The following is a 25,468-nucleotide window of genomic DNA, read 5'->3' as shown; positions in this document are numbered from 1 at the left end:
CTTGCGATCCATTCATTGTCACCACGCAGACTTTTCATCATTCACACCCGGCCTGAACGATGCGGGCTGTGCTACGATATGCGCCTCCCGTGAACCGATACACGGCGCATGCCGCCGACCATAGAGGTTGATTCAGCCATGGCCAAAACGTCCCTGGACAAGAGCAAGATCAAGATCCTGCTACTCGAGGGCGTCCACCAAAGTGCGGTGGACAATTTTCACACGTCAGGGTACGCCAATATTGAGCACCTGCCGACGTCCCTTGATGAGGATGCGCTGATCGAAAAGATCCGCGATGTTCACTTCATTGGTATTCGTTCCCGCACCCAGTTAACGGAGCGCGTGTTCGAGGCGGCAGAGAAGCTAGTCGGCGTTGGCTGTTTCTGTATCGGCACCAATCAGGTCGATTTAACCGCTGCCCTCACCCGCGGTATCGCGGTATTTAACGCGCCGTACTCCAATACCCGTTCGGTGGCCGAGCTGGTGCTGGCAGAAGCGATTATGCTACTGCGCGGTATCCCAGAGAAAAATGCCCGCGCTCACCAGGGTGGCTGGCTGAAGTCAGCGAAGAACTCCCACGAAGCGCGCGGTAAAACGCTGGGTATCGTTGGCTACGGCAGCATCGGTGCGCAACTTTCGGTGCTGGCCGAATCGCTGGGCTTTAACGTCATTTACTATGATGTCATCGCCAAGCTGGGTATGGGTAATGCAAACCAGGTAGCAAGCCTTGAAGAGCTGCTGGGTCGTTCCGATGTCATTAGCCTGCACGTGCCTGACCTTGCCTCTACCCGCTGGATGATCGGCGCAAAAGAGATCGCTGCCATGAAGCCCGGCGCGATCTTTATTAATGCCTCCCGCGGTAGCGTCGTTGAAATCGAACCGCTTGCCGAAGCGCTTAAAGCAGGCAATCTCAACGGCGCGGCGATTGACGTCTTCCCGGTAGAGCCGAAAGGCAACGAAGAAGAGTTTGAGAGCCCGCTGCGTGGCTTGGAGAATGTGATTCTGACCCCGCATATCGGTGGCTCTACCCTGGAAGCTCAGGAGAATATCGGTATTGAAGTGTCAGAAAAGCTGATTACTTACTCTGATAACGGCACCACCGTGACCTCGGTCAACTTCCCCGAGGTGGCGCTGCCCGCTCACCCGGACAAGCACCGTTTGCTGCATATTCACGATAACGTACCGGGCGTGCTGTCGCAGATTAACCGCGTGCTGTCTGAAAATGACATCAACATCTCCGGTCAATACCTGCAGACCAATGAAAAAGTCGGTTATGTGGTCATTGATGTAGATAAAGCCTACGGCCCCCAGGCGCTGGAAGCATTGAAGCAAGTGGATCACACGCTGAAAATTCGTGCGCTCTACTCGGCGCAAAATAGCTAACGCAATTGGTTAAATAAGTTGGCTGTAAAAACGGCGCCTCTTGCGAGGCGCCGTTTCGGTTTAGGCAGTTTAGTAGGTTCGGTCTTTAAGCAAGATCAAACAGCAGCACTTCGCCTGCTTCCTTGCCGGTAAGGTTTATCGCCTCATCCGGTTGGAACGCCGCGGCGTCGCCTGCGCTCAGCGTCTCACCGTTAATCTCCATTTCGCCGTTCACCACATGCAGCCAAGCGTAGCGCGAAGGCGGCGCTGTTGCCTGTTCGCCAGCGTTAAACAAACCCGCGTAAAGGTTCACATCCTGGTTGATGCTCACAGACCCGTCGCGGCCTTCTTCAGAAGCCACTAAACGCCATTGCCCTTGACGCTCAGCGCTAGGAAAAGCCTTTTGCTCATAGCTGGGTTTAATGCCGAGCTGCTTGGGTTCAATCCAGATCTGCAGGAAGTGCAGCCCGTTCTCCTTGGAGTGATTAAACTCGCTGTGCAGCACGCCGGTGCCCGCCGACATGCGCTGCACATCGCCCGGGCGCATCACCTCGCCATTGCCCATATTGTCTTTGTGCTCCATCTCACCTTCAAGCACATAGGAGATAATCTCCATATCCCGGTGAGGATGGGCGCCAAAACCATGGCCACCCGCTACGCGGTCTTCATTGATCACGCGCAGAGCGCGGAACCCCATATGGTTGCGGTCAACGTAGTTGGCAAAGGAAAAGGTATGGAAGGAACGCAGCCAGCCGTGGTCGGCGTAGCCCCGCTCGTTTGAACGACGAATAATCATGGTGTGCTCCGCAGGTTGCGTGAGATTGAATAATGACAATATACGCCTTACTGACGCTCCGTGGGGTGAAGCTTTCTGCACGTTCCTGTCGAATAAATCGATGTATTAAATGTGATTGCCAGCGCTAAACTTTTGGTTAGCTTTCGAGTAAAATCCTGGCCTCTTCTAACCCGGTCCGCCCTTTGCGAGGGTGACTACCAGGAGTTTTGCATGTCAGTAACTATTCAAACGCCGCCCATTGTGGTCGCTGCGCTGTACAAATTTGTCACCCTCAATGACTTTGAAGCGCTGCGCGAACCGCTGCGCCAAACCATGCTCGATAACGATGTAAAGGGCACGCTGCTGCTCGCCAAAGAGGGCATTAACGGCACGGTGGCGGGTAGCCGCGAAGGTATCGACGCACTGTTGACCTGGCTGACTGCTGACCCACGCTTGGCTGATATTGATCACAAAGAGTCTTTTTGTGACGAAACGCCGTTCTACCGCACCAAGGTCAAACTCAAAAAAGAAATCGTCACCCTCGGCGTGCCGGATATCGACCCTAACGATACCGTGGGCACTTACGTCGAGCCGGAAAACTGGAACGACATCATTGCCGACCCGGAAGTACTGGTGATCGATACCCGCAATGATTACGAAGTGGCGATTGGCAGCTTTGAGCGGGCGATCGATCCTAAAACCACCACATTCCGCGAGTTTCCCGAGTACGTGCGCGAGCACTACGACCCGGAAAAGCATAAGAAAGTGGCCATGTTCTGCACCGGCGGCATCCGCTGTGAAAAAGCCTCCAGCTTTATGCTTAAAGAAGGCTTTGAAGAGGTCTACCACTTAAAAGGCGGCGTGCTGAACTACCTGGAAAAAGTCCCGGAAGAGCAGTCGCTGTGGCGCGGTGAGTGTTTTGTGTTCGACAACCGGGTGACGGTTCGCCACGACTTAAGCAAAGGCGAGTTCGAGCAGTGCCACGCTTGCCGCATGCCCATCTCCGCAGAAGATATGCAGTCTTCTGCATACGAACCGGGCATTAGCTGCCCCCACTGCATCGACTCGTTGCCGGAGAAGACCCGCGCGGCGGCCCGTGAGCGCCAACGCCAAATCGATTTAGCCAAACAGCGCGGCGAGCCGCACCCCTTAGGCCGCGACACCCGCCTAATGAAAAAATGAAGTAGCGCACTGTAGGCAAGATTTTTAAACAAAAACGTACGTAAAGCTTGTGCGCTAGACTGATGGGCAAAGTGTTACTCAACCTCAGGAGTTCACCATGCCCATCACCACTGATGACCTTTCCACAACGGCCTCCCTCCTACAACGTTTTGACCACCAAGGCGTCACAACGCTGACGATGAGCGCGCCAGAGCGCTTTAACGCGCTCTCGGAAGCCATGTTGCAAGCGCTTCACGACGCGTTAGCCGAAATTGCCAACGATAGCAGCGTGCGCTGTGTGGTACTTGCCGCCGAAGGCAAAGCCTTCTGCGCCGGGCATGATCTGAAGCAGATGCGTGCCAACCCCGATAAAGCCTACTATCAAGCGCTGTTTGCCCGCTGTAGCGAAGTGATGCAGGCCATTGTGCACTTGCCTGTGCCGGTCATCGCCAAAGTGCAGGGCATAGCCACCGCTGCGGGCTGCCAACTGGTGGCGAGCTGTGATCTGGCGGTGGCGGAACGCAGCGCACGCTTTGCTGTTTCCGGCATCAATGTTGGCCTGTTTTGTTCTACTCCTGCGGTAGCACTTTCCCGCAACGTTGCGCGTAAACACGCCATGGAGATGCTGCTTACCGGGGAGTTTATCAGTGCTGATCAAGCCGCTGAGTGGGGGTTGATTAACCGCGTGGCAGATGATGACGCGCTGGACGAAGCAACTGAAGCCCTGGCCACCAGTATCTGCGCGAAAAGTGCCGTTGCAGTGCGCACCGGAAAAACCATGTTTGCCCGTCAGTTGAGCATGCCGCTCGACGAAGCCTACGCCTTTGCCGGGGAAACCATGGCCTGCAATATGTTAGCCGAGGATGTGGGTGAGGGGATCGATGCGTTTATAGCTAAGCGGCTACCGCGCTGGAACCATCGCTGAATGAATGGAATTCGTTTCCGTAAACGCGACAATTGCCATGTTGTCACGTTATCCTGACGCCCTTTGTATTTTAGGGAAGCCGTCGTCAGCAAGGGCGCTTTTAGTAAGTAGTAGGAGCGCTTTTGGGAGCGTCTTTTAGCAGTGCCTATTTGGAGAAAGCCAAGTGAGTGAAGCCAAACGCAGGACGGTCGGTCGTCCGGCGAGTACCGCCAAAGCTAGCGGAGGCCATAGCCAGTCGTTGGTGCGTGGCTTAACGCTGTTGGAGTACCTTGCGGCCAGCCCGCTTGGTTTAGCCCTTTCAGATGTGGCGGAGATGGCTGAGTTGGCGCCCTCTACCACCCACCGCTTGCTGCAAGCCTTGCAGAGTCAGGGGTTTGTGACCCAGGAGAACGAGCAAGGCCTATGGCGCATCGATGTCAAAACCTTCCGTATCGGCAATAGCTTTCTTGAAGCCCGCGACGTGGTGGCCACAAGTCGCCCTTTTCTACGCCGTTTAACCGCTGAGACCGGCGAGACCGCTAATTTGGGCATTCGCGATGGGGTCACGGCGGTATTTTTAGCGCAGCATGAATCACCGCAAATGATGCGTATGATCACCCGCCTAGGTTCCCGCGCGCCGCTGCATGCCTCCGGCGTAGGTAAAGCGCTGCTAGCGTGGATGCCCGATGATGAGCGCGCCAAACTGCTGGATGGCAGCGAGTTGGCAAGAGTGACCGCCAATACGCTCTATCAATCCGACACACTTCAAATGGAAACAGAGCAGATTCGCGCCCAAGGCTTTGCCTGTGACCGTGAAGAGCATGCCATTGGCCTGCACTGCGTGGCCGCCTGTGTGTTTGATGAGCATGGCACGCCGTTGGCGGCGATCTCGGTTTCTGGCCCGGTGGCGCGCATCCCGGAAGCTCGCTTACTCACCCTGGGGGCGCTGGTTCGCCAAACGGCCGATGAGATAACCCAGCAGTTGGGTGGGCAGGTGCCACGTTAACGTGGCTCACTGAGTCTATGCTAAGCCTGTTTTTTGTCGCCCTGGTCAGCGCCACGCTGCTTCCCGGTGGGTCGGAAGTGTGGCTAGCGCGGCTGTGGTGTCTCGGCGAACCGCCTCTGGGGCTGTGGGCGGTGGCCACGGCGGGCAACACTCTCGGCAGCATGATCAACGTGGCGATGGGCCGCTATGCGCGTCAGTTTCAAGATCGCCGCTGGTTTCCGGCCTCGCCACGCAGCTTAGCCCGAGCGGAGCGCTGGTATCATCGCTTTGGCGAGCTAAGCCTGCTGGTTTCCTGGGCACCGATTATTGGTGACCCTCTCACTGTACTGGCCGGCGTTTTCCGGCTGCCCTGGTGGCGGGCGCTAGCGTGGATTGTGGTCGCTAAAGGTACGCGTTACGCGGTGGTGTTACTGCTGGCACAGCAGTGGCTATTATCGCTTTGCCAGTGAAACGCCTTATTAATCAAGTCATGTTAACCTGTACAACTTTTTCACAAGCGGCGCTGGCAGTGTAGAGTGTAAGCAACTTGGGCTGCCTATTATTGGCTTGCGTAAAACTAAGCAGCCGTTAGATTGAACAGAACACTCACCCAAAAGGAGGTTTAGGTGTGAAGCCACTTCGTTTATTACCCTGGCTAGGTGTCTGGCTATTGGCAATGATTGCCTTAATAGCCACGCCAGCAATGGCGCAGAGCGCGCCAAGTGAGTCGACCAGCGCCGATGGTGCTGCATCCTCTGAAGAAGCAGCGCCTACGTCCTATGAGGCGCTGGCGAACCTGCTAGAGGATGAGCAGTCGCGGCAAGAGCTGATTGAGATGTTGCGCAATCAAGCCTCAGTGCTGCCCAATGGCGTTGCTACCGAACTCTCCCCGGAAGCGGCCGCTCAAGGCAGTGAGATAGCGCCGGAGGATGTCTCGCTGCCACGCCAACTCGCTGAGCTCACCAGTCGTGTGGTAAGCGATGTGGGTGGTCAATTCGAGCAAGTGGTAGGCATTGTCGGCGGTCTGTTTTCTGGCCAAGAGGCCGACAGTGTCTTTGATATGGCCGCCTTCACCAGTGCGGCGATTAATCTGGGTATGGTGATTGTCGCCACCTTTGCACTGTTTATGATTGTTCGGCGGTTGGCTAAGCCGCTGTTTACCAAAATCAGCGGCTGGTCGCTGAATGGTAAAAATTTAACCCCCGTTTTACGTTTGGTTTTCTGCGTGGCGATTGCGGCAGTCATCGATGTGCTGCTTGTCGGCTTGGCCTATGTGGGTGGTAATCTGCTGGCCACCTTTGCGATTGGTGAAGCAGGGGAGCTCTCGACCCGTGCCTCGCTGTTTTTAAATGCGTTCTTGATTATTGAACTGCTCAAAGCCGGTGTGCGAATGCTGTTCTCTTCGCGCTACGAAGGGCTGCGGCTACTGCCTATCTCTGCCCAGGAAGCCTCCTACTGGAACCGCTGGTTAGCGCGGTTGATCGGCATGGTCGGTTACGGCCTGATGGTGGTAGTCCCGCTGGTTAACTTCTATGTAGCGGCCTCACTGGGTCAAGCGGTCGGTACGCTGATTATGCTGTTGGCGTTTATCTATGCGGTGGTTGTGGTGCTAAGAAACCGCGCCCGTCTGCGTGGTAATCTGAACGAGATGGCGGCAAAATCAACGCTGACTGCCAGCCGCGTCTCGCTGCAGCTATTTGCCCGTACTTGGCACCTGTTCGCGCTGCTCTATTTCTTGATCGTATTTGTGCTGACGTTAACGCGCCCCGGCGATGCGCTGCCGTTTGTGATGTTTGCCACCTTGAAGTCATTGGCCGCGATTGTCGTTGGGTTGTTGGTGTCGTCTTTTCTTACCCAGACCATTGGCCGTCGGATTACCCTGTCGGACGATCTGCGGCGCAAATTACCGCTGCTTGAAAAGCGCTTAAACAGCTACGTGCCCAATGCGCTTCGCGTGCTGCGTACGATCATTCTGATTGTGGTCATCATGATGGTGCTGAACGCTTGGGGCGCCTTTGACCTAGCTGCCTGGTATGCCTCTGAAGGTGGCGCCGTGCTGGTTGGCAACCTGACCAGTGTTGCGGTGATTTTGATTGTGGCGCTCGCCGTGTGGCTGGGCCTGGCAAGCCTGATCGAGCATAAGCTCAATCCGGAAACCGGCTACGGTGAACCCTCTGCGCGGGCAAAAACCCTGCTCAGCCTGTTTCGTAATGCCCTGGCAATCGCTATGGTCACGATTACCGGCATGATCGTACTGTCGGAAATTGGCATCAATATCGGCCCATTGATTGCCGGTGCCGGTGTACTTGGTTTGGCGATTGGTTTTGGTGCTCAGAAGCTGGTGCAGGACGTTATCACCGGGGTATTTATCCAGGTCGAGAACGCTATGAATACCGGCGATGTGGTCACGGTGGGTGGCGTGACAGGCACCGCCGAACGGCTCAGTATCCGCTCTGTCGGTATTCGTGATTTGTCCGGTACTTATCACATCGTACCGTTCTCCAGCGTGGATACCGTGTCTAACTATATGCGCGAGTTTGGTAACCATGTGGGTGAGTACGGTATTGCCTATCGTGAGAGTATTGATGATGCCATTGCACAGCTTCAATTGGCTTTTGAAGACCTGAAAGCCAGCGAAGAGCATAGCCATAAATTGTTGGCGGATCTGACCGTGGCAGGTGTCATTGCGCTGGCAGACAGCTCCGTGAACATCCGTGTGGTGATCAAGACTACGCCGGGCGACCAGTGGGCCGTGGGCCGCGCCTACAATCGCCTCGTCAAGCTACGCTTCGATGAAGCGGGTATCGAGATACCTTTCCCGCATACCACGCTCTACTTCGGGCAAGATAAAACTGGTTCTGCGCCTCCCGCAAACCTGCGTGTTATGCAGCAAGCCTTTACGATCGATGGTAGCCCGGCTGGGCAGCCTAAGTCGGGTGATATTACATCGGATGACAGGTTTGATCCACGCGGTAGTAAAACTAGCTCTGATACTTTTGAACACGAAAAGCCTGACCATGACGACGTCGATGAAACTTAAACTGTTGTTATCGTGAAGCGATTGTTATCAATCGCTGCAACGAGGCCGCCTTCAGGCGGCCTCGTTGCGTTTTAAGGGCTGAATTTTTATTTAATTGGCATAGTTTTCTGAGTGCCGACCCTCCAGATTGCTTGACTCCCCGCCATCGACAAACAGAATCTGCCCCGCTACAAAGGGGTTTTCCAACAAGTAGTGCAGAGCTTGTACAAGGTGGTCGGGGTGCCCCTGGCGCTTGAGCGGAATGCCTTCAATACGCCACTCAATATAGGCGCTAGTGCGCTGGGAAGCGGGCAGTACCACGCCAGGGGCGATGCCGTTAATGCGAATGCGCGGTGCGAACTCCAGTGCCGCCATACGAGTCATCTCCGCTAGGCTCTTTTTCGATAGCAAATAGGCTGCATAGGGATACTGGTGATAGGCCACCTTATTATCGATGATATTGATCACCTGGCCCTCTTGAACGGTTTCGGCAAAGTAACGGGTGAGCAGTAGCGGGGTAAACATATTGACCCTGAACTGTGTCTCCAGCATCGCCAGCTCGGTCGCCGAGATCGGCGCGGGTTCATAGGCAGAGGCGCTGTTCAGCAGCAAATTAAGCCCTGGGAAGCGCTGCTTGGCCGACTGGAGTAAGTCGTTTAAGTCTTCGTTTAAAAAATCGCAGGAAAATATTTCGCACTCCCGCCCTTTAGCGCGGATACCGCTGGCGACCTCTTCGGCCTCTTTGCGGGAGCGATTAACGTGTAGAGCAATATCAAAACCGGCATCAGCCAACGCTTCGGAGAAGAATCGGCCCAAGCGGGTAGCACCGCCGGTTACCAGAGCAGCCTGATGATGCATAAAGCGTTCCCTACTGTTTTATTGGTATAGGAAGACTTTCTGCGTGAGTGTAGCGTTTGTCAATAACTTATACACAGCTTGCACGTGGCACGTGCTTAGAGGTATTGATAGATGAGTCCTGCTTACAGGGCCATTCAAGAAGACGTCACTTTTAACAGGATGTCGCTATGCCACCAACGACGTTGTTTACCAAACAATCTGAAGCGCTCCATGAGTGCTTGATCTCTTTAGGTTCTAACATCGACCCAGACCACTATGTGGCTCAGGCGGTCGATATCATTAACCGTGAGTGCAATCTGTTGGCTCGTTCCAAAACGATTCGCACCCAGCCGGTGGGGTACCAGCAGCAACCCGATTTCCTAAACGCCGCGCTGTTGGTGAGCACACCGCTTGAGCGTGAAGCGTTTCGTGCTTACCTCAAAGGGGTGGAAGATCGTCTGGGCCGTGTTCGGGGAGCGATTAAATCGGGGCCACGTACTATGGATCTAGACATTGTGGCTTGGGATGGAGAGGTGGTCGATGACGGTTACTACCTGCACGACTATGTAAAAAAACCTGTTGATGAAGTGCTGGCGAGTAGTGGTCGCAGCCTTGAGCCTCAAAAGTGTTCATGATTTTTGCGTTTAGGCCGATAGTAACGTTGTAGCCGCCATCAATCGGGCGCGCTAACTTCCCTGGAGGCGTGCGTTGCTCAGCCTAAATACCAATGTGATGTCGCTAACCGTGCAGAACAATCTGCGCGGCAGTCAGCAGGCCATGCAGACCGCCATGCAGCGCCTCTCTTCTGGGCTGCGCATCAATAGTGCCAAGGATGACCCTGCCGGCCAGGCGATTGCCAATCGTATGACGGCGCAAATCAAAGGCATGACCCAGGCGATCCGCAACACCAATGATGGCATATCAATGGTGCAGACGGCGGAAGGCTCGCTTAATCAGATTAACGACAACCTGCAGCGCATCCGTGAGCTGAGTGTACAAGCAGCTAACGGCACCAACTCTTCCGACGACCTGGATTCTATCCAAGACGAAATTGATCAACGTTTAGAAGAGATTGAGCGCATCGCCGGGAAAAGTAACTTCAATGGCATTGGGCTTTTGAACGACACTAAATCACTGAACATTCAAGTGGGTGCTAACGTTGGCGATACCATTGCCGTTCGTTTTGAAGCCATGAATTTACAGGGGTTGGGTCTTGATGGTTTGGACGTGACTGAGGATTTCAGTGGGACGGATAAACCGATAGATAGAGTGGATGAGGCGATCAAGCGGTTAGATCGCCAACGTAGCTATTTGGGGGCGGTGCAAAACCGTTTTGAAAGCGTAATTGATGGCCTCAATAACAGTATTGTTAACACCTCCGCTGCCCAGTCGCGTATTCAGGATGCCGATTATGCTAAGGAAGTCTCCAACCTTGTGCGCGCCCAGATCCTGCAGCAGGCAGGCATTGCTATGTTGGTTCAGGCCAACCAGCAGCCGCAGATGATTCTGCGCCTGCTGGAAGGGCTATAAGGTAAGCACTGTAGCGCAGCTCTCTTAATCAATAATGCCCTGTTCACGGGCCATGGCGTAGGCTGCCTGTGGGCCATTCCAGAGTGACGGCAGCAGTATCAACGAGACCGGAATCGCGGTGATAACAATGAACTGCTGCAGCGCGCCAATCTGGCCTGCGCCCATATACAGCAGTACCGCTGCCATCAACGCCATGGCGATCCCCCAAAACGCCCGCATGACCGGGCTGGGGTTATCGTGCCCCGCCCCCACTACCGCAATGGCGTAGCTCATTGAGTCGCCGGTGGTCGCAACGAAAATGGTGGTCAGAAGCAGGATCGCTAGTGCCATCCAGGTACCGCCGGGCAGTGCTTGGGCAATGGTTAAGGTGGCTACATCAAACTGGAAGTTGTTCAGCGCCTCGGTTAAATCAATCACCCCGGTGAGTTGATAATAAATGCCTGAGCCGCCCAGCAGGGTAAACCACACGGTGGTGGCAATCGGTGCCAGGATTGCTACCGCGATGATCATTTCGCGGATGCTGCGACCGCGGGAAATACGCGCCACAAAAATCGCCATCAGCGGCGCATAGCCAATAAACCAGGCAAAGAAGAATACTGTCCACCACTGCATCCACCACGCCGGAGCGGTCTCTGCGGTCATGGTCGCCATGGTAAAGAATTCGCTGACATACGCGCCCATGCCTGAAACGTAGCTATTGACCAAAAACAGTGTGGGGCCAAAAACAATAATGACCGCGCCAATGGCTAGCGCCAGTAGCACGTTAAAGCGGCTAAGTAGTTGAATGCCTTTGTGTACGCCGCTCATGGAAGAGAGCACGTAGATGCTGCCGAGTACGGCTAGAATGATCAACTGGCCGGGATAACCTTCCGGTAAGCCAAACAGCTCGTGCAGGCCGAAGCTGACCTGGGTGGCCAAAAAACCAATTGGACCCACAGTGCCCGCAACCAAAGCAATTACGCAGCAGGCATCGACGATGCTGCCCAGCGGGCCGCGCATTAGTCGCTCACCCAGTACGGGGTAGAGCAGGGTGCGGGGCTGAAGCGGCTGGCCTTTCACGTAGTGCGCATGGGCAAGCACCACGGCGGTTAGCGACCCCAGTACCGCCCAAGCCATAAAGCCCCAGTGCATGAAGGACTGCCCCAAGGCGCCGGAAACGGCGTCAGCGGTGCCTGCTTCGCTATCAAACGCGGGAGGCGTTACCACAAAGTGGTATACCGGCTCACCGGCGGCAAAGAATACGCCACCGCCTGCCAGCAGCGTACACAGAATGATCGAGAGCCACTTAAACGTGCTCATTTCTGGTGCATCTAAATTGCCGATTTTAGCTTTAGCGGCTGGGGTTATGGCCAAACCGATGGCGATAAAGAACGTCAGCAGGAGCAGCAGTTGAAAGTAACTGCCCAGCACTAGCGCGGTCCAGGCGAAGCCAGCGCTGATGCTGTCAGCTACCAGAGTTACGTCGTAAAGCGACAGTGCGAGAAAGGCAACGATAAAGCCGATACTTAATATCAATACAATAGGGTCGCCGAGCGAAAACCGCTGAGAGCCCTCAGAATTGGGGCTGGGGTGGGTCATGTTAAATACCTTATGGGGAGCGAGAAACTGAAATAGCAGCCTATTAAAGCGTGCCGTTAAGCGGTGTAACGCCACATGAGCGTTCAGAAGTTGGTGATTGAAGCAGGCGAAATTACAGGTAAAAAAAAGCGCCATTCAAGGAATGGCGCAAGACAGGAAACTGAGCTTAGTATATCGTCAATTTAGACCAACGTCTAATATGTTTTAACTTGGTGCGTTGCTCAGGGGTAAATGCACCATTTTGGCCATATAGCGGAGGGCGGCGGCACTTAACTGTCTACCTAATAGCATGAAAATTAAATAAAAAATCAATAATGGCAGTATTGCTGCAATGCTAAAGCATATTTTGTATACAAGGTATGCTCACGATGATGACCTCCACTTCTAAACGCCGTTTTTCTACTTCAACACTAGGCTTTCCCACTGCAACACCAGGTTTTTCTACGGCGCGCCTGCTCACCGGCTGCGCGGCAGCGCTGATGTTAATACCGGCTATCAGTTACGCCGACGATACCCAAATACGTTTTCAGCTGGATTGGCGCTTTGAAGGCCCCTCCGCGCCGTTTTTGATGGCTGAAGAGAAAGGCTACTTCGCCGACGAAGGGTTGGACGTTCAGATTGATTCCGGCAGCGGCTCGGCGGGTGCGATTAATCGCGTGGCGTCCGGGGCCTATGAAATGGGCTTTGGCGATCTTAATGCGCTGGTCGAGTTTCTCGCCGAAAACCCCGATGGCCCCGGTATCCAAGGCGTCTATATCGTCTACGACGGCACCCCCGCGGCGGTGTTTGCCCGCAAAGACCGCGGCATCGAGAGCCCGGCTGATTTAGCCGGTAAAACCATCGCCGCCCCCACCTTCGATACCGGCTACCGCGCCTGGGGCGTGTTTGCCGCGGCTAATAATCTGGACGCCGACGCGGTGGAGTGGCAAAACGTCGACCCTACGCTGCGCGAAACGCTGCTAACCCGGGGCGATGTGGATGCAATCACTGGCTTCTACTTCACCAGCCTGCTCAATCTTGAAGAGCGGGGAATGAGCGAAGACGAGCTGACTATTATGCCGTTCCCAGACTACGGCGTGCCCCTGTACGGCAACGCCATTATCGCTAGTGAATCCTTCGCCGAAGAAAATCCGGAAGCCGTGCAGGGCTTTCTGCGCGCCTTCAACCGCGCCCTGGGCGACACCATTGCCGACCCCGAGGCGGCCATTGAGTATGTTAAAAACCGCGACGGCCTGATCGATGTGGAAATGGAGACTCGGCGCTTAAGACTCGCTCTGGATGGCGTCGTCGACACTCCTGAAGTGCGCGAAAATGGCGTGGGCGGAGTGGATGACGAGCGCCTGGCTCAGGCGATTCAACTGGTTGCCGATGCTTACGACCTCACGTCAATTCCTTCACCCGATCAAGTGTTTAGTTCAAACTACTTACCTGCCCAGGAAGAACGCATGCTGTTTCCGGCCGAGGGCGAATAAGCATGTCGGCAGCATTTGTCACCTTTGATGACGTTAGCCTGGCCTACGATGCGTCGGGTAACGCCATTGAGGATATCAACCTGAGTATCCACGAAGGCGAGTTCGTCGCTTTCGTGGGCCCCTCCGGCTGCGGTAAATCGACCTTTATGAAGCTCTGCACCGGGCTGCATGCGCCTACCACTGGTGCCGTGCAAGTGGATGGAGAACCGGTCACCGGGCCGTTGAAGATCTCCGGCATGGCGTTTCAAAACGCCAACCTGCTGCCCTGGCGCACCACACTGGATAACGTCCTACTGCCGTTGGAGATCGTTAAACCCTACCGCCATCAGTTTCGTAAACGGCGCGAAGAGTTTGTCGGCTGGGCGCGCAAGCTGCTCAAGACCGTGGGGCTTGAAGGCTACGAAGAGCAGTATCCGTGGCAGCTTTCCGGTGGTATGCAGCAGCGGGCATCGATCTGCCGGGCGCTGATTCACCAGCCGCGCCTGCTAATGCTGGATGAACCCTTCGGCGCGCTGGATGCGTTTACCCGCGAGGAGCTGTGGTGCGTGCTGCGCGATCTGTGGGAAGCGCAGCGCTTTACAGTGGTACTCGTGACACATGACCTCCGCGAGGCGGCGTTTCTGGCCGATACCGTCTACATCATGAGCCGCCGCCCCGGACGGGTGATTGAGCGCCGTGAAATAGAGTTGCCGCGACCCCGTGCACTGGAAACCACTTACCAAAAACCCTTTATTGATCTGGTTCAGGAGCTGCGGGCTCAAATTGGCGAAGTGCGCAGCACTTAATAAAAGCCCCCAGCACCTGATGAAAGGCGCACTTATGACGAAAAATAATCAGTTAATTGAACGACTGGCGCCGTGGATAGCGGTGGTCGCGTTGGTTGTTATCTGGGAAGTAACGGTGCGGGTGTTTGATGTGCCCAGCTTTATCTTCCCCAGTGCCTTGGAGACGGCCCAGGCGCTGGTAACTTATTCCGAGCCTATCGCCATGCACTCCTGGCAAACCTTCTGGACAACGCTGATTGGCTTTGGATTGGGTGTGGCCGTGGGGCTGGTGTTGGGCTTTATTATCGGCTCGTCACGCTTTCTATATAACGCTTGCTACCCACTGTTAGTCGGCTTTAATGCCATTCCCAAAGTGGCTTTCGTGCCCATCCTGGTTGTCTGGTTTGGGATTGGCTCGGTGCCGGCGATACTCACCGCCTTTTTAATCTGCTTCTTCCCTATTGTGGTGAACGTGGCTACCGGTTTAGCCACGCTGGAGCCTGAGATGGAAGACGTACTGCGAGTGCTGGGCGCGCGGCGTATCGATGTGTTGCTGAAAGTGGGCCTGCCACGCTCGCTGCCGTATTTCTTTGCCTCGCTAAAAGTCGCTATTACTCTGGCGTTTGTAGGCACAGTAGTGTCAGAAACGGTCGCCTCCAATCAGGGCATTGGCTATCTGATGATGAGCGCCGGTTCGCAAATGCGCATGGGGCTGGTCTTTGCCGGGCTGCTGGTGATCAGCGCCATGGCCATGGTGATGTACGAGCTATTTGCCCAACTGGAAAAACGCATGACCGGCTGGGCGCACCGTGGTCAGAATCGCTAGGGCCAGTGCGCAACTCACCAGCGGTAAAGCAGTGAAGCGCTGGTGGTGTTGTCGGTGCGCTCGCTGGTGTCGTCAGGCGGTTGGGAGTTGTGCTTGATTTCATGAGATAAGCGCAGCGACAGCTTTGAATTGAGCCTTGCCGTGAGCGCTGTAAGCGACCGCGACGTGGTATTTTGGTCGGTGTACTCAAACGACATTTCCTGCTGAATATCGGCGTAGTCAGAAAAAAACCATTGATAATCCAACGCTGTATAAGCCACTGCTAACCGATAATCGCCATGTTCGCGTAGTCGGTCATGACGATAGCCTGGCCCTGCCTCCAGCGAAAAAACATGGGTATCGTTCTCTAAAATCTGACGCCCATAGCCACCGATGGCAGAAAGCTGCTGGTCGTAACCGGCAAAGCGATCCTTCTCCCAGCGGGCAAACCCAAACAGATAGTGGGGGCCATCCAGTTCATAGCGTTCGCGTCCTGCGACTAAGTACTGCTCGGCGCTGGTTTTGTCATCCTTGGTGACGTTACGCACTTCACCACGCAGCGAGTAGGTGAAGTTACCGGTAAGCCACGTCAGCAGCGTTTTACCGATTAGCGTCTGGCTATCGGTATTGCCCGAGAGGCGGGTAAAACCCAGTTCAGCATCGCCACTGAACACGGGCGCATCTTCCTGGGGAGGCGGTGGAGCGTAGAACGGGTTGGCATATGCCACGGTTAGCCATAGTGGCCAGCAGGCAAGCAAGAGTATCCATCTAACGATCGCCACTACATCCCTCCTTGATTTCGGCATTGGGCTATTATATCAGCGAACGATGACTCTGGGGTGACGGCGATTAACGCCGTTGGCTAGCGCGTGCCATAATGGCGCGGTCACGCATTTCGAGTCTACCTATGAGCGCTTCCCGCCCCCGAACGTTAGCCGACCTGCAGCGCTGGCGCCGCACTCGCGCAAGGCGCAGCTGGTATAAACGCAGTTTTCGCCTTCAGGTAATGCTGTTAGTCGGACTACTGTTGGCAGGCATGCTACTGGCGCAGGGCACCTACCTCAATCACCGCAAGGCAGAAATTATTAGCCAGCAGATGGGCGAGCGAGCGCTGGCGGTGGCCAAAACGGTGGCGTCGATGCCGCAAATTATCAACGCCTTTTCAATTCCCGACCCCTCTTTCATTATTCAGCCCCTCGCAGAGCGCGTTCGCCATGAAACGGGCGCGCGCTATGTCGTTGTAGGCAACGCCCAAAGTATTCGCTATTCCCACCCCGTGCCGGAGCGGATTGGGAAACCAATGGTGGGAGGCGATAATGATCAGGCGCTGATTCATGGCCAATACTATGTATCCGAGGCAACCGGGTCATTGGGCACTGCCATTCGTGGCAAAGCGCCCATTTGGGATGAAGAGGGCAATATCATTGGCCTGGTGTCCGTCGGCTTTATGATGGATCGCGTGGCCATGGACGTAGCCCGCTACAACAGCTTTGGCTGGGCGCTGGTGGCGCTGATGATTTGTCTCGGCTTTGCCGGTGCTTACTGGCTATCGCAGCATCTTAAAAAGGTCATTTTAGGCCTGGAACCCTACGAGATTGCCCGCTTGGCTATGGAGAAAGAGGCCATTTTGCAGTCGATCCACGAGGGTATTCTGGCGGTTAATCGTGAAGGTCATATTACCTTGGTCAACCAGCAGGCGCGGCGCTTTCTCAACCTGGACGATGAGCATGTGCTGCTGGGGCAGCCCATCCGCGAGGTCGTGCCCAATTCGCGGCTATTGGAGGTGCTCCGACGCGGAGAGCAGGAGTTCGACCAGGAGATGTGGCTGGGCGATCACCCGGTGGTGGTCAACCGCGTGCCGATTCTGCACGAAGGCGAGATTGAGGGGGCGGTGGCCACTTTCCGCAGCCGTCGCGAAATTGTCGATCTTTCCCACGCGCTTACCCAGGCCAGCCGTGATGTGGATATGCTGCGTGCCCAGGCCCACGAGTTTTCCAATAAGCTCTATACCATCTCAGGATTACTGCAGTTAGAACGCATCGAGGAAGCTCTCGCGCTGATCCATCAAGAAACCGAACGCGCCCAGGCGCAGATGAGCTTTTTAATGCGCAACGTGGCCGACGCCGTGCTTAGCGGTACGCTACTGGGTAAACTTACCCGGGCGCGGGAGCTGGGCGTAGCGTTGGAAGTCGATGAGCAAAGCTCGCTCTCCTGCCCGCTAACGCCCACCGGCCAAGAAGTGATGATGAGCGTGGTGGGTAACTTGCTGGACAACGCCTGCCATGCAGCGCTGAATGGGCCGAGTAAAGCGCCCAAAGTACGCCTGTTTTTCACCGATTTGGGGGAGCAGCTGTTGATCGAAGTGGAGGACAACGGGCCCGGAGTACCTGCCCAGCTCGCCGAATCGATTTTCCAGGAAGGCTTTTCGACCAAAACGGGCAAACACCAGGGCATTGGCCTGGCGCTGGTGGCCAGGCTCTGCCGCCAGCACGGCGGCGCCGTGACCCTGGAGGAGAGCGAGCTGGGGGGCGCATGCTTTATCGCGGTGCTCGACCGCTCGCTGTGTGTGCAGCAAGACCAACAGCAGTCTCAACAACAATTTTAAAAACAATTTCATCAACAATTTCAAAAACAGTGACCACGACGGCTAGGGGGGAACGCAATGTCTGATGGGCAGTACGGCATTTTGGTCATTGAAGACGATTTTCGCATTGCCGATATCCACCGGGCCTTTATTGAACAGAGCGACGGCTTTTATGTGGTGGGCATGGCGCGCAACGGTAGCGAAGCCAAGGCGATCATGGCGGAACAGGCCACCAACATCCAGTTGATCTTGCTCGACGCCTACCTACCCGATGTTGAAGGCCTGGAGCTGCTATGGGCGATTCGCCGCGACTACGTGCATGTGGATATCGTCATGGTTACCGCTGCCCGGGAAGTAGAAACCATCAGCGAGGCGCTGCGTGGTGGGGTATTCGACTACCTGATCAAGCCCATTGAAGCCGCGCGAATGACGCAAATGCTGACTCGCTTCCGTCGCGAGCGTGAAGCCTTGGCCAACCGTGCCGAGATGAATCAGGATGAACTGGACTCCGTGCTGGCGCGCCTGAAGCCCGGCGAGCCGTTGCGTGCTAAAAGCCAAGCCCTGCCTAAAGGTATTGATCGGCTGACGCTGCGCCGGGTGATTGATGCCCTGGCCGACGCACCCGACTCGCTCACCGCCATGCAGATGGCGCGCATCATGGGTGCCAGCCGCTCAACCGCCCGCCGTTATTTAGAGTTTTTAGTTGCTGAACAGGCGGTGAGTGCGGAGCTGGGCTATGGTGATGTAGGGCGGCCTGAGCGCCGCTATCGGCTGTTGGAGGCAGCACACGAGTGGCTCAACACTCTATAAAGGAATGTGGTAATTAGGCGCGCGTGAACAAAATGAACAAAATAGCCATAAAGAACTTTTTGTCTTTTATGCGCACAAGCTTGTCGGTCAGGGTAGTGGTCTTCTAACGTTCGCGGCGTGCAGTCTCACAATAAGAAGCTCTACACAGCAAACTCATCACACAACAAAACTGATACGTGGAGAACGCCATCATGACGTCGCTTACCCTCAAGCGTTTATCTGTATTTGCTCTTCCCATTGCTGCCTTTGCAGGCATGAGCACCGCCGCACAGGCGCAAGAGTGGACACCTGAACGCTCCATCGAATTCGTCGCACCGGCTAACCCAGGCGGCGGTTGGGATACTCTCGTTCGCACCATGTCGCGGGTGATTCAGCAAGAAGAGCTGGCCGATGAAAGCTTCGCTGCTATCAACGTACCTGGCGGCGGCGGTGCCGTAGCCTGGGCCCAAGTGGCCCGCGATAGCGGCAACCCGCACAAGCTGTTTGCCACCAGCCCGCCGATGATTCTGGTGCCGCTGGCAGGTGCTTCGCGCTACGACCACACCGACTTTACCCCGGTCGCGCGGATCAACACCGACTACTCAATCATCCTGGTCGCGGCAGACTCCGAGTATCAGAACCTCGAAGACCTGCTCAATGCGCTGAAAGAAGATCCCAGCTTGAGCGTTGGCGGTGGTAGTGCGCCTGGCTCCATGGATCATATTGCCATTGCAGGCCTTGCCTCTGCGGCCGGAATGGAAGCCTCGGCAGTCAACTACATCCCGTTTTCGGGTGGCGGCGACGCCATGACTAACCTAATGGGCGGCCATATTGAAGCCGTGGTCGGCGGCGCTGGTGAAGCGGTTGGCCAACTGGGTGAAGGCAGCCAACTGCGTGCGCTGGGCGTCTCTTCTGAAGAGCGTTTGGGCGGTGGCTTGAGCGAAGTGCCTACCTACCAGGAGCAGGGCTTCGACTACACCTTCGATATCTGGCGCGGCGTGATGGGCGCTCCTGATATGCCTGAAGAGGCAGTGGCCTACTACGAAGACCTGTTCGCCGAAATGCTTGAAACCGATGCATGGCGCGAAGCGAGCGACCAACTGGGCTGGATCGACGCCTACCAAAACAGCGAAGAGTTTGGCGCCTTCCTGGATCAGCAGCAAGAGCAGTTCAGCGACGTGCTGAGCGAGCTTGGCCTACTGCGCCAGTAATCCTACTCCTTGTATCGCCCAGTCGCCCAAGCGTGGCTGGGCGTCTCCCGCGGTTAACAATATGCGTTAACCGCGGGAGACGTGTTGGCTCCTTCGGAGAGATTCCTATGACTCGTTTAAATACCAATCAGTGGTTAGCACTGGTGTTTGCGGTATTGGCTGTTGGCTATATCGCGATGGCGTGGCAGATCCCTACCTTTCCTCTGCCGCGCCCGGTCGATTCTGACCTGTTTCCTAAAGTATTAGGCTTCTCGCTACTGATCCTGTCGGTGTTTCTATTTTTTGAGAAACCCACCCCGATAGCCGGTGCCGATGAAGTCGACGAAGAGGCGCAGCACGGGCCGCTGCTACTGACGCCCTGGGCGCGGGTCATCGTGACTTCGTTGGCGATTGCCGCCTACGCGCTATTGCTGGTGCCGCTGGGTTTTGTACTTGCTTCTACGCTGCTCTGCGTTGGATTGACGGCCTACTACGGCTATCGCCGCCATGGGGTCAACCTCGCTACGTCGCTGGGGGTAGTGCTGGCGCTCTACCTGACCATGACGAAGGTGATGGATGTTTACCTGCCCACTGGCTTGCTGCCTTTCTAAACAAAGCCTTGTTAGCAGGTCTTTCCGCTAGCAGTTCTTAAGAGAGTAATTCCCATGGATGCCTTCAATAATTTGATGTACGGCTTTGGCATCGCGCTTGAGCCAATCAATATTGCCTACGTATTTGCCGGTGTATTTGCTGGCACCATTATCGGCATGCTGCCGGGCCTTGGCCCTATCAGTGCACTTGCCCTGATGATTCCTATCACCTTTGCCATGGAACCCTCGTCGGGTTTGATCCTGATGGCAGGGGTTTACTACGGCGCCATCTTCGGTGGCTCTACTTCCTCGATTCTGCTCAACGCCCCCGGCGTTGCGGGTACCGTAGCAACCTCCTTTGACGGCTACCCGATGGCCAAAAAAGGTCTGGCGGGTAAAGCGCTGGCGATTGCCGCCTACTCGTCATTTGTGGGCGGTACGGTATCGGTTATTTTCTTGATGCTGGTGGCTCCGCTGCTTTCCAAAGTGGCCGTAAGCTTTGGCCCTTCCGAGTACTTTGCACTGATGGTGCTGGGCTTAACCGCCGTGGTCTCGCTGTCGGATAAATCGCTGATCAAGGGGCTGATTGCCGCCGTGGTGGGGGTAATTATCTCGATTGTGGGTATCGATATGCAGACCGGTACCGAGCGTTTTACCTTCGGCTCCGTTCAGCTTCTCGACGGTATCGACTTCCTGGTGGTGGCGCTGGGGATTTTTGCGCTTGCCGAGGTGTTCTACATGCTGCTGCGCGGCGGTGGTGGCAAAGAGGCGCCGCGTAATGCGATTGGCTCGCTGAAACTGACTCGTAGCGAAGTCAAAGAGATCGCTGGCCCCGTTGGCCGCAGCTCGGTGTTGGGCTTCTTCACCGGCGTTCTGCCGGGGGCTGGCGCGACCATTGGTTCGTTCCTGGGTTACAGCATGGAAAAACGCATTGCCAAAGATGGCGACACCTTTGGGCAGGGCAATATCAAAGGCGTGGCCGCGCCGGAAGCGGCCAACAACGCCGCCTGTACCGGCTCCTTTGTGCCGCTGTTGACGCTGGGTGTACCGGGTTCGGGTACCACCGCAGTACTGCTGGGTGCCCTGCTGGTCATGGGGGTCAATCCCGGCCCAATGATGCTGACAGAGCGTCCGGACGTGTTCTGGGGCGTGGTTGCCAGTATGTATATCGGTAATATCTTCCTGCTGGTGCTTAACCTGCCGTTGATACCGCTGATCGCCAAGATTCTTGATCTGCCCAAGCCGCTACTGCTGTCGCTGATTTTGATCTTCTGCATGATCGGCGTCTACGGCATGAGCTTCAGTGTGTTTGATCTGTTGCTGCTGCTCGGTTTTGGCCTGGTGGGCCTGGGTATGCGCCTGTTTGGTTTCCCCGCGGCGCCGCTGATTTTAGCGCTGATTCTGGGCAACATTATGGAAGAGTCCTTGCGTCGCGCGCTGCAGATCTCCGGTGGCGACTGGATGACCTTTATCGACAAGCCTATCTCGCTTGGCCTACTGGTCGTCGCCTTGCTGTCGCTTGGTCTGCCGTTACTGAAAAAACGCCGTAAGAAAATTCCACCCGACGTGGCTGTTTAACGCCACTACTTAAAGGGTGAATAGCAAGGAGCCTTGGTGATGCCAAGGCTCCTTTTTTTATCTGCACTTTCTTATCTACTTTTTTAACTAATAATAAAGAGTGGTTTTGTAACCAATGAGTAACTAATGCGTTAATGCTTTGTGTTTAAAAAGTTCAAGTACCTAGTTGGTGCACTGTCTTTTATTGGTGCATTGAGAGGGTGCTTCAGCAGCGTTAATGCGCTTTATTTTGGTGCATGTAGTGAGTTTTGAGATTTTGTGATGATTATTAAGTGGCTGATTAAATAGCTATAAGGCAACTTTGTGCCAATCTGGCGCATCCCTTGCAAGAGTTATTGGCTAGTGAACGTAATGGCTAGTGGACGTATTGGGGGAGCTAACACAACAACCCCAAGTGCGAAGCCAATCATCAAGCCTCGGTCATAACAAACCCCAGCCATAAGGGGTGCAAGGAGATTAACAATGAACACTCTCAAACGCTCGACACACCCTCGCCCCTTCCTTTCAAGTGGCCGTTTCGCGACCGCTTTACTCACCGCTGCCATCATGGGGGCCAGCACCCAAGCCATCGCCCAAGACGATGACCCGATCAAAGTCGGTATCCTGCACTCGCTTTCCGGCACCATGGCGATTAGTGAGACCGTCCTCAAAGACACCGTCGAAATGCTTATTGAGCAGCAGAACGAAGCCGGTGGTTTGCTCGGCCGTCAGTTAGAAGCCGTGGTGGTTGATCCCGCGTCTAACTGGCCGCTGTTTGCCGAACGCGCCCGGGAGCTACTAGACCAGGAAGAAGTGGACGTGATTTTCGGCAACTGGACGTCGGTTTCGCGTAAATCCGTACTGCCCGTCGTAGAGGAGCTCAACGGGCTGCTGTTCTACCCGGTGCAGTATGAAGGCGAAGAGTCTTCTGAAAACGTCTTCTACACCGGCGCAGCGCCTAACCAGCAGGCGATTCCTGCGGTTGAATACCTTATCAACGAAGTCGGTATCGAGCGCTTTGCACTAGTGGGTACTGACTATGTCTATCCGCGGACCACTAACCGTATCCTTGAAGCCTTCCTCAAGGATGAACACGGCATCGCGGATGAGGACATCATGGTCAACTACACGCCGTTCGGTCACTCCGATTGGCAGAACATCGTGGCAGAAATTCGCCGCTTCGGTGAAGAGGGTAAACCGACCGCCGTAATCTCGACGGTTAACGGCGACGCCAACGTGCCGTTCTATACCGAGCTCTCCAACCAGGGTATCGACGCTGCCGATATTCCGGTCATCGCCTTCTCTGTGGGCGAGCAGGAGCTTACCGGTATTGATACCGGGCCATTGGTGGGCCACTTGGCCGCCTGGAACTACTTCATGAGCGTCGATAACGATGACAACTACGACTTTATCGATGCCTGGATTGAGTACACCGGCGACGATATGGCCGTGACCAACGACCCAATGGAAGCGCACTACATCGGCTTCAACATGTGGGCCGAAGCGGTTCGCAAAGCAGGCACCACGGACGTCGATACGGTGAAAGACGCCATTATCGGTGTGACCGTGCCTAACCTTTCCGGCGGTTATGCAGCCATGATGCCCAACCACCACATCACCAAGCCGGTGCTGATCGGTGAGATTCAGGACAACGGTCAGTTCGATATCGTTTGGCAGACGCCGTCTACCGTGGCGGGCGACGCCTGGTCTGACTACCTGCCTGGCTCCCGTGACCTGATTGCCGATTGGCGCAAGCCGATGGAGTGCGGCAACTTCAACGTCGTGAACGGCTCGTGCGGTGGCAGCACCGCAGCAGAAGAAGCCGAAGCGGCGCTCGCTGAGTAAAAGCTCCTGTAGTGAGTAATACTGATCCCTCGTCCCTAGGCTGAAGCCCAAGTGGCGAGGGAGCACGCTAACTCCCCCTCTTTAGATAACCAAAGGAAGAACCCCATGAGGCGTTTCCTTTCCTTAGGGCTGCTGTGCCTACTGTTGTTAAGCATCACAGTGACCGCCCAAGCACAAACGAGCTCCACGAATACTGCCGACGATGCGGCCGCGCTCGAACTGTTGGAGGCGCTGGACGTTGAGTCTTACGCCGCCAAAGGCGAAGCTATCACCGCGATTTTGCAAAGCGACGACGAACGCGCCCGAGACTGGTTGCAGGCCTTGCTGGATGGCCGCTTGCAGCGCACCGAAGACGGCCGGTTCGTGCTGGTGCTAGAGAACCGCGGCCGCGACTGGCCGGTGGCCGATGTCCTAACCGGCGAAGCGCTGGGCGAGATGTCCCGTCGTGATCTGGAGCGTATCGGCATCAACAACAACCTGCGTAATCAGTTGCGCAGTGCCATCGCGGTAGTTGACCTTTACTCGCCTAATGTGGAGCGCCGCCGCACCTCGGCCGAGCGCCTGTTAGGGGAAGTAGATGGTGAGCTGGTGCCCACTCTCGACGACTTGATCGAACAGGAAGAGGACGAGCAGGTGCGTTACCGGCTGACCCAGGCCGTGGCGATCTACCGCGCAGAAGCGGGCGAAATGGCTGGGGTCGAAGCGCTGGACGGCAGCCTACACCCCCGTTCCCGCGTGGCATTGAGCCGGGCAGCCAATAGCGATGATCCCGTCGTCGCCAATGCCGCTGCCGCTTCTCTGGCGGGCATTGAGCAGCAACTCAAAATCAATCGTGGTCTGGAAACGCTCTATTTCGGCTTGAGCCTCGGCTCAGTGCTGGTGCTAGCTGCCATTGGTCTGGCGATCACCTTCGGGGTCATGGGCGTGATCAACATGGCCCACGGCGAGCTGATGATGCTGGGCGCCTACACCACCTGGGCGATGCAGCAACTGCTGCCCGGCCAGCCTGGGCTGGCGTTGATTCTATCGATTCCCGCGGGCTTTATGGTCGCTGCTCTGGCGGGTGTGGCGATCGAGCGCGGTGTTATCCAGTTCCTCAAAGGCCGTCCGCTGGAGACGCTGCTGGCGACCTTTGGTATCAGCCTGATTCTGCAGCAGCTGGTGCGCACGGTGATTTCACCGCTTAACCGTACCGTCATCACCCCCGAGTGGATGAGTGGTTCGCTAGTGGTGAATGATGCGTTGTCATTAACGCTTAACCGCATGTACGTGCTCGGCTTTGCGCTGGTGGTGTTTGCCGGGCTGATGCTGATTATGCGTCGCACGCGGCTGGGGCTTGAGGTGCGTGCGGTGACCCAAAATCGCGCCATGGCTCGCTCTATGGGCATTCGCGCAACTCGTGTGGATATCATGACCTTCGCGCTGGGTTCCGGCGTAGCCGGGCTTGCCGGAGTTGCGCTCTCCCAGCTCACCAACGTCGGCCCCAACCTGGGGCAGAACTACATCATCGACTCCTTCATGGTGGTGGTGTTCGGCGGCGTGGGTAACCTGTGGGGCACGCTGGTGGCCGGGCTATCGCTGGGGGTCATTAACCAGGTGCTGGAACCCTGGGCAGGCGCGGTGTTGGCCAAAATTATCGTGTTGGTCTTTATTATCCTATTCATTCAGAAACGCCCGCGTGGACTCTTCCCGCAGAAGGGCCGGGCTGCGGAGGGCTAAAC

The 25,468-nt window shown here is 55.8% G+C and carries 22 protein-coding genes; 18 read left to right on the top strand and 4 right to left on the bottom strand.

Features of this window, described 5'->3' with window-relative positions; translation table 11 throughout:
* The first annotated feature begins 138 nt into the window (after positions 1-138).
* Positions 139-1,383, top strand: a complete 1,245-nt coding sequence (gene serA, locus YERSI8AC_RS23060) for a phosphoglycerate dehydrogenase (RefSeq protein WP_039857612.1) — start codon at positions 139-141, stop codon at positions 1,381-1,383.
* An 85-nt stretch (positions 1,384-1,468) separates the two neighbouring features.
* On the opposite strand, the gene YERSI8AC_RS23055 is transcribed toward serA, so the two are convergent.
* Entirely contained in the window at positions 1,469-2,158 is a 690-nt protein-coding gene (locus tag YERSI8AC_RS23055; RefSeq protein WP_022521326.1) for a pirin family protein, read from the bottom strand.
* 210 nt (positions 2,159-2,368) lie between these two features.
* On the opposite strand from YERSI8AC_RS23055, the gene trhO reads away from it, so the two are divergent.
* The 5 genes from trhO to ybiO all read left to right on the top strand — a co-directional run bounded on the left by trhO (position 2,369) and on the right by ybiO (position 8,227).
* Positions 2,369-3,319, top strand: a complete 951-nt coding sequence (gene trhO / locus YERSI8AC_RS23050) for an oxygen-dependent tRNA uridine(34) hydroxylase TrhO (protein WP_027957917.1) — start codon at positions 2,369-2,371, stop codon at positions 3,317-3,319.
* Positions 3,320-3,416: 97 nt separating this feature from the next.
* Positions 3,417-4,223 carry an enoyl-CoA hydratase gene (locus YERSI8AC_RS23045; RefSeq protein ID WP_141440380.1) on the top strand — a complete coding sequence of 269 codons (807 nt, stop codon included), beginning with the start codon at positions 3,417-3,419 and terminating at the stop codon, positions 4,221-4,223.
* A 163-nt stretch (positions 4,224-4,386) separates the two neighbouring features.
* Positions 4,387-5,208, top strand: a complete 822-nt coding sequence (locus tag YERSI8AC_RS23040; protein ID WP_022521329.1) for an IclR family transcriptional regulator — start codon at positions 4,387-4,389, stop codon at positions 5,206-5,208.
* Positions 5,209-5,225: 17 nt separating this feature from the next.
* Positions 5,226-5,657 (top strand): YqaA family protein, encoded by a 432-nt coding sequence (locus tag YERSI8AC_RS23035; protein WP_039857610.1) that lies wholly within the window; start codon positions 5,226-5,228, stop codon positions 5,655-5,657.
* A gap of 158 nt (positions 5,658-5,815) precedes the next feature.
* The gene (ybiO, locus tag YERSI8AC_RS23030; RefSeq protein ID WP_009286170.1) at positions 5,816-8,227 is read left to right on the top strand and encodes a mechanosensitive channel protein; all 2,412 of its coding nucleotides are present in this window, start codon (positions 5,816-5,818) and stop codon (positions 8,225-8,227) included.
* A 90-nt stretch (positions 8,228-8,317) separates the two neighbouring features.
* On the opposite strand, the gene YERSI8AC_RS23025 is transcribed toward ybiO, so the two are convergent.
* Entirely contained in the window at positions 8,318-9,064 is a 747-nt protein-coding gene (locus YERSI8AC_RS23025) for an SDR family NAD(P)-dependent oxidoreductase (protein WP_159177698.1), read from the bottom strand.
* A gap of 167 nt (positions 9,065-9,231) precedes the next feature.
* On the opposite strand from YERSI8AC_RS23025, the gene folK reads away from it, so the two are divergent.
* Positions 9,232-9,678, top strand: a complete 447-nt coding sequence (folK, locus tag YERSI8AC_RS23020) for a 2-amino-4-hydroxy-6-hydroxymethyldihydropteridine diphosphokinase (RefSeq protein WP_027957911.1) — start codon at positions 9,232-9,234, stop codon at positions 9,676-9,678.
* 73 nt (positions 9,679-9,751) lie between these two features.
* Positions 9,752-10,573 carry a flagellin N-terminal helical domain-containing protein gene (locus YERSI8AC_RS23015; protein ID WP_009286169.1) on the top strand — a complete coding sequence of 274 codons (822 nt, stop codon included), beginning with the start codon at positions 9,752-9,754 and terminating at the stop codon, positions 10,571-10,573.
* Positions 10,574-10,597: 24 nt separating this feature from the next.
* On the opposite strand, the gene YERSI8AC_RS23010 is transcribed toward YERSI8AC_RS23015, so the two are convergent.
* Positions 10,598-12,151 (bottom strand): BCCT family transporter, encoded by a 1,554-nt coding sequence (locus YERSI8AC_RS23010; protein WP_159177697.1) that lies wholly within the window; start codon positions 12,149-12,151, stop codon positions 10,598-10,600.
* A gap of 368 nt (positions 12,152-12,519) precedes the next feature.
* Here YERSI8AC_RS23010 and YERSI8AC_RS23005 point away from each other — a divergent pair, with 368 nt between their 5' ends.
* The 3 genes from YERSI8AC_RS23005 to YERSI8AC_RS22995 are packed head-to-tail and all read left to right on the top strand — an operon-like array spanning position 12,520 to position 15,213.
* Positions 12,520-13,623: an ABC transporter substrate-binding protein gene (locus YERSI8AC_RS23005; protein WP_236557405.1), complete on the top strand. Its 1,104-nt coding sequence runs from the start codon at positions 12,520-12,522 to the stop codon at positions 13,621-13,623.
* 2 nt (positions 13,624-13,625) lie between these two features.
* A complete protein-coding gene (locus YERSI8AC_RS23000; RefSeq protein WP_022521336.1) occupies positions 13,626-14,408 on the top strand; it encodes an ABC transporter ATP-binding protein in 783 nt (260 codons plus the stop codon).
* Positions 14,409-14,442: 34 nt separating this feature from the next.
* Complete coding sequence (locus YERSI8AC_RS22995; RefSeq protein WP_022521337.1) at positions 14,443-15,213, top strand: ABC transporter permease; 771 nt, start codon at positions 14,443-14,445, stop codon at positions 15,211-15,213.
* Positions 15,214-15,227: 14 nt separating this feature from the next.
* Here the strand turns inward: YERSI8AC_RS22995 and YERSI8AC_RS22990 are convergent, their stop codons facing one another.
* On the bottom strand, positions 15,228-15,998 hold the full coding sequence (locus tag YERSI8AC_RS22990) for a DUF481 domain-containing protein (protein ID WP_009286167.1): 771 nt from the start codon (positions 15,996-15,998) through the stop codon (positions 15,228-15,230).
* A gap of 101 nt (positions 15,999-16,099) precedes the next feature.
* On the opposite strand from YERSI8AC_RS22990, the gene YERSI8AC_RS22985 reads away from it, so the two are divergent.
* From YERSI8AC_RS22985 to urtB, 7 genes are all read left to right on the top strand, one after another.
* Positions 16,100-17,797, top strand: a complete 1,698-nt coding sequence (locus YERSI8AC_RS22985) for an ATP-binding protein (protein ID WP_159177696.1) — start codon at positions 16,100-16,102, stop codon at positions 17,795-17,797.
* Between the two features lie 57 nt (positions 17,798-17,854).
* Complete coding sequence (locus tag YERSI8AC_RS22980; protein WP_022521340.1) at positions 17,855-18,586, top strand: response regulator; 732 nt, start codon at positions 17,855-17,857, stop codon at positions 18,584-18,586.
* A 191-nt stretch (positions 18,587-18,777) separates the two neighbouring features.
* Positions 18,778-19,776: a Bug family tripartite tricarboxylate transporter substrate binding protein gene (locus YERSI8AC_RS22975; protein WP_022521341.1), complete on the top strand. Its 999-nt coding sequence runs from the start codon at positions 18,778-18,780 to the stop codon at positions 19,774-19,776.
* Between the two features lie 107 nt (positions 19,777-19,883).
* Complete coding sequence (locus tag YERSI8AC_RS22970; protein WP_022521342.1) at positions 19,884-20,366, top strand: tripartite tricarboxylate transporter TctB family protein; 483 nt, start codon at positions 19,884-19,886, stop codon at positions 20,364-20,366.
* A gap of 54 nt (positions 20,367-20,420) precedes the next feature.
* A complete protein-coding gene (locus YERSI8AC_RS22965; protein ID WP_009286164.1) occupies positions 20,421-21,923 on the top strand; it encodes a tripartite tricarboxylate transporter permease in 1,503 nt (500 codons plus the stop codon).
* Between the two features lie 462 nt (positions 21,924-22,385).
* The gene (urtA, locus tag YERSI8AC_RS22960) at positions 22,386-23,747 is read left to right on the top strand and encodes an urea ABC transporter substrate-binding protein (RefSeq protein ID WP_009286163.1); all 1,362 of its coding nucleotides are present in this window, start codon (positions 22,386-22,388) and stop codon (positions 23,745-23,747) included.
* Positions 23,748-23,852: 105 nt separating this feature from the next.
* Positions 23,853-25,466 carry an urea ABC transporter permease subunit UrtB gene (gene urtB, locus YERSI8AC_RS22955; protein WP_089691172.1) on the top strand — a complete coding sequence of 538 codons (1,614 nt, stop codon included), beginning with the start codon at positions 23,853-23,855 and terminating at the stop codon, positions 25,464-25,466.
* Positions 25,467-25,468 lie beyond the last annotated feature (2 nt).

It is taken from the genome of Halomonas sp. 113 (assembly GCF_904067645.1).
In the GTDB taxonomy this organism is placed as follows: Bacteria; Pseudomonadota; Gammaproteobacteria; order Pseudomonadales; family Halomonadaceae; genus Vreelandella; species Vreelandella titanicae.
This window is presented reverse-complemented; position numbering and strand designations above follow the sequence as displayed.